Origin of the sequence: Aureimonas jatrophae, assembly GCF_900104035.1 — a bacterium.
GTDB lineage: Bacteria > Pseudomonadota > Alphaproteobacteria > Rhizobiales > Rhizobiaceae > Aureimonas > Aureimonas jatrophae.
The window spans coordinates 524,044-536,301 of record NZ_FNIT01000001.1; the positions used below are offsets into that span (position 1 = coordinate 524,044).

The 12,258-nt window shown below is 66.1% G+C and carries 7 protein-coding genes; 5 read left to right on the top strand and 2 right to left on the bottom strand.

Annotated features, from left to right (window positions below):
• Positions 1–2 precede the first annotated feature (2 nt).
• A complete protein-coding gene (locus BLQ76_RS02600) occupies positions 3–1,988 on the top strand; it encodes a M10 family metallopeptidase C-terminal domain-containing protein (RefSeq protein ID WP_090668400.1) in 1,986 nt (661 codons plus the stop codon).
• Positions 1,989–1,991: 3 nt separating this feature from the next.
• On the opposite strand, the gene BLQ76_RS21925 is transcribed toward BLQ76_RS02600, so the two are convergent.
• Positions 1,992–2,375 (bottom strand): DapH/DapD/GlmU-related protein, encoded by a 384-nt coding sequence (locus tag BLQ76_RS21925; protein WP_170842435.1) that lies wholly within the window; start codon positions 2,373–2,375, stop codon positions 1,992–1,994.
• Positions 2,376–2,774: 399 nt separating this feature from the next.
• Positions 2,775–5,585 (bottom strand): beta strand repeat-containing protein, encoded by a 2,811-nt coding sequence (locus tag BLQ76_RS02610; protein WP_090668406.1) that lies wholly within the window; start codon positions 5,583–5,585, stop codon positions 2,775–2,777.
• Positions 5,586–6,613: 1,028 nt separating this feature from the next.
• Between BLQ76_RS02610 and BLQ76_RS02615 the strand changes: the two genes are divergently transcribed.
• From BLQ76_RS02615 to BLQ76_RS02630, 4 genes are all read left to right on the top strand, one after another.
• Positions 6,614–7,294 (top strand): class I SAM-dependent methyltransferase, encoded by a 681-nt coding sequence (locus BLQ76_RS02615; RefSeq protein ID WP_090668409.1) that lies wholly within the window; start codon positions 6,614–6,616, stop codon positions 7,292–7,294.
• Between the two features lie 145 nt (positions 7,295–7,439).
• Positions 7,440–10,070: a rhamnosyltransferase WsaF family glycosyltransferase gene (locus tag BLQ76_RS02620; protein WP_090668411.1), complete on the top strand. Its 2,631-nt coding sequence runs from the start codon at positions 7,440–7,442 to the stop codon at positions 10,068–10,070.
• Positions 10,060–11,241, top strand: coding sequence for a glycosyltransferase (locus BLQ76_RS02625; protein ID WP_170842436.1), 1,182 nt, complete (start codon positions 10,060–10,062; stop codon positions 11,239–11,241). Before BLQ76_RS02620 ends, BLQ76_RS02625 begins: the two co-directional genes overlap by 11 nt.
• Positions 11,242–11,295: 54 nt before the next feature.
• Positions 11,296–12,231, top strand: coding sequence for a ring-cleaving dioxygenase (locus tag BLQ76_RS02630; RefSeq protein ID WP_090668417.1), 936 nt, complete (start codon positions 11,296–11,298; stop codon positions 12,229–12,231).
• Positions 12,232–12,258 lie beyond the last annotated feature (27 nt).

A 12,258-nucleotide genomic window follows, 5' to 3' on the forward strand; every position in this document is an offset into this window, starting at 1 on the left:
CCATGCCGGCCACCATTGCCACCAATGCCACGGGTCGCCCCGAGCTCGACAGCCTGATCACGGACAGGATCTGGGCGGTCAAGAACCTGACCTTCGGCTTCACCACCTCTGCGCCGGATTACCCGGCCGGCTACGGGCAGGGCGAGCCGAACGGCGCCGCCCCGCTGACGGCTGCCGGGCAGGATGCGTTCCGCGCCGCGCTGACGGAGTGGGCACGGGTCGCCCAACTCGGTTTCACCGAAACCGCTGGGGCAGCCGCGGACCTGCGCATCGGCTTCAATGCCTCGACGCCGACCGCGTTCGCCTACTTCCCGTCAACGCGCGGCGAGGGCGGTGACGTTTGGGTCGGCTCGTACGTGACGGACCGAGGCTTCGAGCGCGGCGGCTACGGCTACATGACGGCGATTCACGAGCTCGGCCACTCGCTGGGTCTCGAACATCCTCACGAGTCCGGCAATGCCGGTATCGCGGACCAGGTGGCTTATAGCGTGATGAGCTACCGCTCCTTTCCCGGCGCGTCGCTCGATGTGGGCTACACGATCGCCCCGACGTCGTTTGCCAGCTCGCCCATGCTCTACGACATTCTTGCCATGCAGACGCTGTATGGCGCGAACTATGCGAACCGCGCGGGCGACACGACCTACCGCTGGGCGCCGGGCTTCACGGACGCCGCGGTTCTCGACACGGCGGAGGGCGGAACCGGCGCGACGGCCCGCGCGGACGCGCGCGTCTTCGAGACGATCTGGGACGGCGGCGGCCGCGACACCTACGACTTCACGGCCTATGCGACGGCGCTGCGGGTCGATCTTTCCCCCGGCGGCTGGACCTATCTCGGCCAGCAGCTCGCTCAGCTCGGTGCGGGCCAGACGCCGCCCGGCAACATCGCCAGCGCCTTCCTGTTCAATGGCGACACGCGATCGCTGATCGAGAACGCGTTGGGCGGCGCCGGTGCCGACGAGATCCGCGGCAACATCGCCGACAACCGGTTGGACGGAAACCTCGGCAACGACACGATCTACGGCGCCGCGGGCTCCGACGTCGTGATCGGCAGCGACGGCAACGACCTCCTGTTCGGCGGCTCGGCCGTCAACGATCCCGGCGACGCGGCGGACATCCTCGATGGCGGTGCGGGCAACGACACGATCTACGGCAACGGCGGCAACGACACGATCTCGGCCTGGACCGGCAACGATCTCGTCTACGGCGGCTACGGGCAGGACGTGATCCGCGCGCAGATGGTGGCGGGCGCGCGAACCGACATCTACGCGGGCGGCGCCTTCGCGGACCCCGCCGACCTCGCGGACCGGGTCGAGGTGCTGGGCGACGTCGGCGGCGGGCAGATCCGCGTCTACGGCAACGGCGGCAACGATTCGCTCGACATTCGCGTCTCGGGCGCGGGCCGCATCGAGGTTTATGGCGGCGTCGGCGACAACGCCGTCCTCGTTCAGGCGAGCAACCTCGGCTCGCAGGTGCTGATCGTGGCCGGCACCGGCGGCGACCGGGTGGATTTGGCCGCCGCCGGCTCGGCCACCGTGATCGGGGGAGGGGGCGGAAACAACCCGGTCGACGGCAACGATACGGTGGACGCCGGCGGCTCCACGGGCCGCCTCACCCTCTATGGCGACGGCGGAGCCGACAGGCTCATCGGCGGCTCGGGCGACGACACGATCTCCGGCGGCATGGGAGCGGACACACTGACCGGCGGCGGCGGGGCGGACGTCTTCGTGTTCATGCGCGGCGAGACCGTGCAGTCCTCGGGCGACACGATCACCGACTTCGGCGCGGGCGACCGGCTGGACTTCGGGGGCGGGGCGGTGGCGGCGGCTTCCGGCACGGCCGCAGCGCAAGGGGTGGGGCCGAGCTATCTGACCACGCTGAGCGGCGCAAACACCTTGGTTCTGGCCGACCTCGACGGCGACGGGCTGCGCGAGACCGCCGTGACGCTGCTCGGCTTCGCCGGCGCGGTGTCGGTGGGAATGGTGGCGTGACGCTCAGCCGAGCTTTTCGAAGCTGAACTGCGTGCCGTTGCGCGTGATGCGGTGGCGGACGGGCGGGATCTCGTGGATCAAGCCCTTCGCCACGCCCTCCGCGATGGCGTCGAGTGCGGCCATGGGGTCGCGCCAGGGAATGGGATGGGTGGTGCGCACGAGATCGTAGCGCCACCAGGGCTCGGCCAGGAGGCGGGCGACGACCGCCGGCTTGAAGCGCGGGCGGATCAGCTTCGCAGGCGCCCCGCCCACGACCGAATAAGGTTCGACGTCACGCGTTACGACGCTGCCGTAGGCAACGATCGATCCGTCCCCGATCGTTACGCCGCCCATGACGGCAGCGGCTGTGCCGATCCAGACGTCGCTCCCGATCGTGACCGGCTTCATCTCATCGTGTTGCTCGAAGGGTCGGGCAGGATTTTGAACGTCGAAGACGTCCTTATAGGGAATGGGGCTGGTCGTCAGCCAGTCGACCGGGTGTTGGGTCGGACCAATCTGGCAGCTTGCACCAATGGAACAGTATCGACCGATGGTCGCTCGCGTCAGCGTGGTCTGCGGTGACGCATAGCTGAACGCCCCGATCGTGCATTCCCGCGCTGTGACACCGGCAATCAACCGAACCAAAGGCTCGTAGGTGAGGCCACCTGGTAGGTCGAGTACATTATCTACGATCAAGCCTCGGTCCCGAAGCCAAGGCAGAAGTGCGTCCACGCTCATGACCAAACCCTAAAGCAAAAGGGGCAGCCGAAGCCGCCCCTTCTAATCACGTACTATGTTCTTCGCAGATTAAGCGACGAAGTCGTCCGTGCTCAGCGTACCGGTGACGCCCGTGACGATGACCGCCAAGTCGTCCGTTGCCGAGAATGTGGTGGCCTCGGCCCCCTCTTCCTGCACGAGGACGATCTGGCCACCGATGTTGAAGAAGGCGGCACTGTCCGTGGTCAGAAGATTGATAGCAGCGTCCAAGCTCGCTACCGACTGTGCATTAGCCGCAGTCGTTCCAACGATCGCGCCACCCGAGGTATAACCGACCGCAGTCACAGTACCGAAGCCGATCGTGTCAACTGTCGAGCCGCCCGCGGTACCGCCGACGTTGAGGTCGGTGATGGTATCGAGCGTGGCAATCGTCGTGCCCTGGTTAGCCGATTCGAAGCGGAACAGGTCGTTTCCATCGCCACCGGTAAGCGTGTCGACACCAGCACCACCGGCAATGCTGTCGTTACCAGCACCACCGATCAGGCTGTCATTGCCAGCACCACCGACGATCGTGTCGTTACCGGCACCACCATTGATGGTGTCGGCAATTGCGCCACCGGTCAGAACGTCAGCACCAGCACCACCGATCAGATTGAACGAACCGTTGGTCTCAGCCGCACCGTTGAACGTCAGAGCGCTGGTTGCATCGAGCGCCGCACCGTTGAAGGTAAGCGTCGAGCCCGCCGAGACGAGAGCATCAGTTGTCGTGATCGCAACAGGCGTAGCAGCCGTCGGAGCAACGAGGTTGATGACCTCGATGTTCGTGACGTTGGTCAACGCATCGGTACCACCAACGCCGTTGTAGTTCAGAACGTCAGTGCCCGCACCACCGTCGATCGAGTCAGCGGTCGTCAGGTTTGCACCGGCAGTGATCGTGTCGTTGCCAGCGCCGGCCGACACGAAGTCGTTGCCAGTGTTGATGACGAACGTATCCGCAGCCGAGCCCGAGTACAGAACGTCGTTGCCCGTCGTGCCAGTCAGGGTCTGCGCCGTTGAACCGAAGTTCGCGAGCAAAAGGCTGGTAGCGGTGACGTTGGTGTTGGACAGGAAGGTATCGGTCGTCTGCGTGGCGTTGAAGCCAACATTGACCAACTGGTTCTGCGCACCCGTGAAGGTGATCGTACGCGCAGCAGTCGTGAGCGTGACGTCGCCAGCAGCATTCACGGCCGCACGGTAATCAGACGCGGATGTGCCGCCGTTAACGAACACCTGCTCGCCGGTCTCGAAGCCGCCGATGGTCTTATTGCCGGCCGTAAGGCCTGCACCACCGCCTGCGCCACCAAGCGCCTGTGCGCCGCCGCCGTCGTTGATCAAGATCCGATCAACGCCACCGCCACCAAAAATGGTGTCGTTGCCGAAGCCGGTCGTGATGACGTCGTTGCCACCGTTGCCGTAGATGAGATCGTTGCTGTTGCCAGCGCGGATCGTGTCAGCACCATCAGCAGAATCGTTCACCGAGTTGCCACCGAGAATGGTGGTCGCACCCAAGAACTGCTCTCCGTTGATGGAGTCGTTGCCCGAACCGCCCGTGATCGATGCGGAAGAGCCAACAACACCGTTGAGCGACGTCTGACCACCGACCAAAACGATCGTGTCGTTGCCAGCTCCACCGAGAACGGTGTTGGCGCCGAGATTGCCAGTCGCGCCGGCCGCACCACCGCTGACCGTGATCAGGTCATCGCCGCCGTTGCCGTAGACGAGGTTGTTGCCCGAACCCTCGATGCGGATGGTGTCCGCGAGGTCGGCCGAGTCGGTGACGCCCGAACCACCGTAAACGGTGTTGTTGCCGTTGCCGGTCACCGTGATGGTGTCGGTATCAGCCGTGCCGCCGAATACGAGGTTGTTGCCGCCGCCGGCGATCGAGACCTGATCGTTGCCGAGGCCGCCGTAGACCGAGTTGTTGCCGGCGCCGGTCACGGTGACGAGATCGTTGCCGCCGTTGCCGTAGATCAGGTTGTTGCCGGTGCCGGTGACGCGGATCGTGTCAGCCAGATCGGTCGTGTCGTTCAGCGAGGAACCACCGTAGATGGTGTTCGCGCCGTTGCCGGTCACCGTGATGGTGTCGGTGTCGGACGTGCCGCCAGCGATGAAGTTCGCGCCGTTGCCGGTCACGTTGATGGCGTCGTTGCCGAGGCCGCCGTAGATCGAGTTGGCGCCTGACGACACGACGTTGATGACGTCGTCGCCAGCGTTGGCGTAAATGGTCGCCGTACCGCCAGCCTCACCGCCGACGAAGCCGACGTTGATGGTGTCGTTGCCGCCGTCGACCGAGTCGGTCGCCGCACCGCCGCCGTAGACGACAGCCGACTGACCAGCAGTCGGGGCGAGCGCGATCGAGTCAGCACCGAGGCCGCCGTAGATCGTGTCCGAGCCAGCGCCCGAGTTGATCGTGTCGTTGCCGGCGTTGCCGTAGATGCGATCGTTGCCGGTGGTCGCGGTGATCGAATCGCCACCGTCGGTCGAGTCGGTGACGCCGTTGCCGCCGAAGATCAGGTTGTTGCCAGCGCCGCCCGTAATGGTGTCACCGCCCTGGAGGCCCAGGAGAATGTCGGCAGCCGCCGTGCCGGCGAGCGTGTTGCCATCGGCGTCGCCGCCGGTGGTCGAGGCGTTGTCGCCGGCGATGAACGTGCCGCCGCCCTGCAGGACGAAGTTGGCGGAAACCAGCTGGTTCAGCTGCACGCCCGTGATCGTCAGCGAGGTCGCGCCGGTCTGGATGACGACGTTGCCGTTCTGGTTCGAAACATTGGTAATCTGCGAAGGCGCGACGTTCAGCGTGTACACGTCTGCCGAGGTGTAGGCAGTCGTGGCGCTGGTCGAGCCGTTAAAGGTCGTGCTGGCCATTGGTTCTCCTGGAGCCCAAAAGTCGGTCAAGGTGCGAGCGTGCACACTGCGCACCCTCCCCTGCATGAAGGCACCTTACCTTTCGGTAACGCACCCATGCCGAAGGACGTATGCATAACGGCATCCTCTAGAGCAAGCGGGATCAAAGGAGAGTCACAGGGCACTACGTAGGGGTGAGGCACATCTGCCACACGAAACGTCAGCTCCGGACAAGGTTCTCCGGTTGCATCGCGTCGGCGGCAAAGCCCTGCGCTGCCGGACTTCCTGTCAGCCAGTAGGCCGGGACACTTCGCAACACGTTGCTGCGCAACGGATACGCCGCTTTGCAGCATCACGATCTGGCGGGATGTTAAATACAGTTTGAACGGATCGAGCTCGCGTCACCGCTGGCCAAGCGACCCTCGCGTTCCAGGATCGGTTGTGTGGCCTTGCTTCCACGCTCTCTGATCGCGCGACCATGCGGAGCGAGGACGCAATCGGTCCTGATTCTTCCTGGGGTGTAGCGGGACGCGCAAACCGACGCCGCAGACGCATTCGGAGGGACGCCCGTTCAAGCGGAGCGGGTAGGGTGCCTGACGCTCAACCGGCCGGACTAACGACGTTGGATCGGTCCTGCTTCCGGCGGCTGGTGTCGGCGAGGGTAACCCTATGGTCGGTCGATAGGCCGAAGCCTGCGGCTCGCTCCGCTTGTGTTCCCTGCATCGCGGCGGGCGCCCCGACGGTGCTCCGGCATGGTGGTGCGTGTCCGCAAGGCGATCTCTCAGGTGGGAAGTAGGATCGCCGCTCCTCGTCCTGCTGCCGCTCGTCCCAGGGTGCCGAAGCGTTGGCGACAGGTCGTGTCGGTGAGCCTCGTTGTTGACCCGCCAGCATCCCGCAAACCGTTCGCACATCGACAGAGCGGTCAGCGCAACGCATACATCGTGCAACCGACCGCTGCCCGTCCCGAACCCGGCGCCGAACGCTCCATGACGTTCCGCCGGAGCCGTGACCGGCAAGCGCTCACCTTCTGCCTTGCGTGCGAGAGACGGATGTCCCTGAACCCATACGACGACGACTTCTCCAAACGGCTGGCGGCGCCGGACGGGCACCGCAACATCATCGGCGGGTTGTGGGACGAGATGGGCGCGCTGCAGCGAGACTATCTCGTGCAGCACGGCTTGCGGCCTGCCGATCGGCTTCTCGACATCGGTTGCGGTTCGCTCCGGGCCGGCGTGGTGCTCGTCCCCTATCTCGAGCCGGCTCATTATTTCGGCATCGACTACCTCGGATCGTTGATCGAGGAGGGCTACGAGCGGGAGATCCGTCCGCTCGGCCTCGCGGATCGTCTGCCGCGCGACAACCTCGCTGAGGAACGTGCGTTTCTGATTCCCTTCGAGGGCATCACGTTCGATGTCGCTCTGGCGCAAAGTGTGTTCACGCACCTGCCCATCAACCACCTGCGCCTGTGCCTCTCGCGGCTGCGTCCGCGCATGAGGGATGGTGGTCTTTTCTTCTGCACCTTCTTCCTGGTGCCCGATCATCTTCAGGCGGGTGAGACCATGCGACAACCCCCGGGCGGCGAGGTCGAGACCTTTTCCTGGCGCGACCCGTTCCACGTCTGGCGGCGCGACATTCTCTTCGCGATGGAGGGGCTCGGCTGGCAGCTGGAGACCGTCGAATCATGGCGCCATCCCCGCGGGCAGGAGATGGCGCGCTTCCGGGCGGTCTAGTTGTTGCAAGTCCGCGGTCAGGATTGACACGTCGGAACTTTGGCGGAATGGACGCAGGGCTCGCGAGGGAACACGCCGTCCCAACCCAGGCCCGCCGTCATCCTTCGTCGCGGGCGGCAGCTCGTTCAGGAAGGCCATCGACGCTTTGACCGATCAGACCGATTCCCCGCAGCCCGCCGGCGTTCTCGTGCTCGGCATGCACCGCAGCGGCACCTCGGCGCTGACAGGTGCGCTCGACCTTCTCGGCATCCCGGCCGCCGGCGATCTGCTGCCGGCCGAGAGCTACAACGAGAAGGGCATCTTCGAGAACCGCGCGGTCAACCTGTTCCACAACCGGTTGCTCGAGGCGCTCGGCTCGCGCTGGGACGACCCGATGCCGGTATCGAACGCGTTTCTCGCAACGCAGGGCGGCGAGCGCTTCGTGGACGAGCTGGCGGGCATCATCCGCGTCGAGCTTCTCGCGCAGAGCCCGATCTTCACGGTCAAGGACCCGCGCATGTCGCGCTTCGTGCCGCTGTGGCGCGCGGCGCTGGACCGCGCGGGTGCGCGGCCGCTGGCGGTCCTGCCGTTCCGCCATCCGCTGGAGGTCGTCGGCTCGCTCGCGCGCCGCGACCGCTTTCCCCGCGCCAAGTCGCTTCTGCTCTGGCTCGACCATACGCTGGCCGCGGAACGCGAGACGCGCGGGATGCGGCGCAGCCTCGTGACCTATGACGGCTTGCTCGCCGACTGGCGCGGGACCGTGGATCGCATCGCGGGCGATCTCGACATCCGCTATCCCGTGGAGCGGTCGCGGGCCGAGTCGCGCCTCGACAGCTTCCTCACGAATGAACTCCGCCATCACGCGGCGCCGCCAGCGATCGGCAAGGCGACTCGTCTCGACCAGCTCACCGGCGAAAGCTGGGACGCCATTCTACGGCTGGTCGGCGACCCGGAGGACGCGGACGCGCTCGCGCGGCTCGATGCGGTGCGCGGCGAGATCGGCACCGCAACCGGCATTCTGACGCCCTACGTCGCCTGGGAGTTTCGCGAGCTGGCGGCCAAGACCTGGGATGCCGAGCGTCTCGCGTTCCAGCTCGAGGCCGAGCAGCGTAGCCGCGAGGAAAATGACCGCATGCGCCTCGAGGCCGAGGAGCGTAGCCGCGAGGAAAGCCACCGCATCCAGCTCGATCGCGAACGCCAGATGCGCTCGGCCCACAACGACGACCGCCGCGCGCTGGCCTTAGCCGAGCGACGTCTCGAACGCACCGAGAACGATCTGCGCGCGGCGATCGGCGAGACGGATCGGCTCCGGCCCTCCGTGCACATGGCCGAGTTGCTGCGCCATGAGATCGAGAATCTTCATCGCGAGGTGCATCGGCGCGACATCGCGCTGGCGGCCCTGCAAAACTCGACCTCGTGGCGCGCCCTGCAGCCGCTGCGCGCCTTCGGAGCCTATGTGCCGCCGGGCGCGCGCACGGCGCTGCGCCGCTCAGCCAAGGCGGCCTGGTGGCTCGCAACCCCCTGGCGCATGCCCGCGCGGCGCCGCGTGATCGAGGCCCTGGAGCGACAGCGCCAGGAAGCGCTCGTCGCTGCCCCGTCTCAGCCCGCAATGGCCCCGCCGCCCCCGCCCGAGCCGCCGCGCATCGTCCGCGAGCCCTCGCTTCTTCCCGAGCGCCCGCCCTTGCGCGTCTTCGAGGCACCGCTCGACCGTCCCCGCTTGTCGATGGTCACCGACAGCATCAACAGCGGCAGCCTCTTCGGCGGCGTCGCGACCGCTTTGATCTTCTGCGCGCTCGCGGCGCGCGCGACCGGGCGGACCTTGCGCATCGTGACGCGCATGCAGGCGCCGCATGCCGCGAACGTCGCGACGATCCTCGCCGAGCACGACATTCCGTTCGACGACAACGTCCAGTTCGCCTTCTGCAACCAGTACGACCCGGACTCGGCCGTGGATGCGGGCGCGGACGAAATCTTCGTGACGACCTCCTGGTGGACGACGCATGCGACGCGCAAGTCGATTCCAGCCGAGCGTATTCTCTACCTCCTGCAGGAGGACGAGCGGATGTTCTATCCGCTGGGCGACGAGCACCTTCTGGCCGGCGAGACGATGGGCGACCCGGCGGTGCGCAAGATCGTCAACACCGAGCTCCTTTTCAAACACCTCGAAGCGACCGGCATCGTCGGCGACCGCGACGCCTTCTTCGAGCCGGCCTTTCCGGAGCGAATCTATCACCCTGAGCCGGCGCCGGACGCGGAACGCAAGCGCTTCTTCTTCTACGCACGTCCCGGCCATGCGCGAAACCTCTTCGAGCGCGGTGTGGCGGTGATCGATCGGGCGATCGAGGAGAATATCCTCGACCCCGACGAGTGGGACATCCATTTCGTCGGCCGCAGCTTGCGCCCCATGCAACTCGCACGGTCGGTCGAGCCGGTCCTGATTCAGGATCTTGCCTGGGGCGACTACGCCGCCTTCGTGCGGGGCGTCGATCTCGGCCTGTCGCTGATGGACACGCCCCACCCGAGTTATCCCCCGCTCGACATTGCGGCTTCGGGCGGTGTGGTCGTCACCAACCGGTGCGGGATCAAGACCGACCTGTCGCGCTATTCCGATGCCATCCTTTGTGCCGACGTGTCGGTGGATGCCTTGGTAAAGGCCTTGCGCGACGGCGTGACGCTTGCGGGCGACCGGAGTGCCAGAGCCAGCGCCCATGCCCGGGCCGGGTTGGCGCGCTCTTGGAGCAAGAGCTTCGCCGGTCCCATGTCGACGCTGTTCCGGGACGGTACGCTTGTTCGTTGATCTGCCGCCGCCCGTCCACCACGTCGAGCCGTGGGGCGAGCCGTTCGACCGCCGGCTTGCGACGCTGCGCCGGGGACGACCACGTATCGCCTACTTCTACGCGGAGCCGGACAACAGCACGTTCCGCTACCGCGTGTTCAACATGATCGAGGCGATCGACCGTGAATGGCCGGACGCCTCGGCGGCCTACTTCACGTTGGCCGACGGCGAGGGGCTGGCGCGCGTCGCCGAAACCGCGGACATCCTCGTCATCTGCCGCGCTCGATACAGCTCTCTTATCGGCGATCTGGTGGCGCGCATCCGGCGCCGAGGCGCTCGTGTTCTGTTCGATGTCGACGACCTCGTGTTCGACACGCGTTATGTCGAACTCATGCTCCATACTCTGGCGCAGCCCGTGAATGAGCCGGCCTGGGACTGGTGGTTCGCCTACACCGCGCGCATCGGGCGCACGCTCGCGCTGTGCGACGGCGCCATCACGACCAACGCGTATCTGGCGGACCGCATCCGCGACGTCGCGCCGATCGACGTTCGGATCGTACCGAACTTCATGAATCCCGCGCAGATCGCGCACTCGCGCAGCATCATGCAGGCCAAGCGCCAGTCCGGCTTTCGACGCGATCACGCCCTGCATATCGGGTACTTCAGCGGCTCGCCGACACATGTCCACGACTTCGGTGTCGCGACCGCGAGCCTGGCCGATGTCCTGCATCGATATCCGGAGGTGCGGCTTCGCATGGTCGGTTATCTCGAGGTTCCGCCCGTGCTGGAGCCGTTTGCCGAGCGCCTCGACCGGCATGCCTTCACGGACTACGTCAACCTCCAAGGCCTCGTCGGGGCAACCGAGATCAACATCGCGCCGCTGCAGGACAATCGGTTCACGAACTGCAAGTCGGAACTGAAGTTCTTCGAGGCCAGCGCGGTCGGCACGGTCACGTGTGCCTCGCCGACCTATGCGTTCGCGCAGGCTATCCGGAGCGGCGAGAATGGCTATCTGGCTCGCGGCTACGAATGGACCGATGTGCTCGCCCAGATGGTCGAAGACCTGATCGAGGGAGGTCAGCGCTACCAGGAGATCGCTGGACGGACGTTCGAGGAGGCGACAGCCCATTATTCGGGGGCTGGCCAGATCGTGTCGATCCGCGACGCCATCCTGAGAGGCGACCAAGCCTGACGTCTGTCCCGACGAGACATGGCGCAAGACAGTGAAACCAACGAGGAGCGTCGCATGGAGCTGACCGGCATCCACCACCTGACCGCCGTGACCGCCGATGCGCCACGTAATCATCGCTTCTACACGCAGGTTCTGGGCATGCGCCTCGTAAAGAAGACGGTGAACCAGGACGATGTGTCCGCCTATCACCTCTTCTACGCCGACGGGCTCGCGAGCCCCGGCAGCGACCTCACCTTCTTCGACTGGCCCGTGCCGCGTGAGGAACGCGGCACGCACGCGATCGTCGAGACGGCCATGCGCGTTTCGGGCGACGCGGCGCTGGCGTCTTGGCGCGAGCGCCTCGTGCAGGCCGGGTATCAGCCAGACGACATTCGCGAGATCGATGGGCGCGCGACGCTGCGCTTCGAGGATTTCGAAGGCCAACGGCTCGCGTTGGTCGACGACGGTGGGCGAGGGGATGCGCATCCCTGGAGCCGAAGCCCCGTTCCGGCTGGCGAGCAGATCAGAGGATTGGGGCCGATCACGATCAGCGTGCCCCAACTCGGTCCGACGGACCGCGTTCTGCGGGAGGTTCTCGGCATGACGCCGGTCCGTCGTTACGCGGCGGACAAAGCCGAAGCGCAGGTCTACGAGATGGGCGAAGGCGGTCCCGCGGCTGAGTTGCATGTTCGCGTCGAGCCTGATGCGCCGCCGGCCCGGCAGGGGGCGGGAGGGGTTCACCACGTCGCCTTCCGCATTCCCGATGCCGACTACGACGCCTGGGCCGACCGGCTGAACGGTGTTCGCTTGCCCAAGAGCGGTCCGGTGGATCGCTTCTACTTCCGCTCGCTCTACTTCCGCGAGCCGGGCGGCATCCTGTTCGAGATCGCGACCGACGGACCGGGTTTTGCCACCGACGAGCCGCTGGATACGCTGGGCGAAGAGCTGTCCTTGCCACCATTTCTCGAGAACCGGCGAGTCGAGATTGAGCGGGGCCTTAAGCCGCTTTGACGGCGGCTGCACGGACCTCATTCAGCA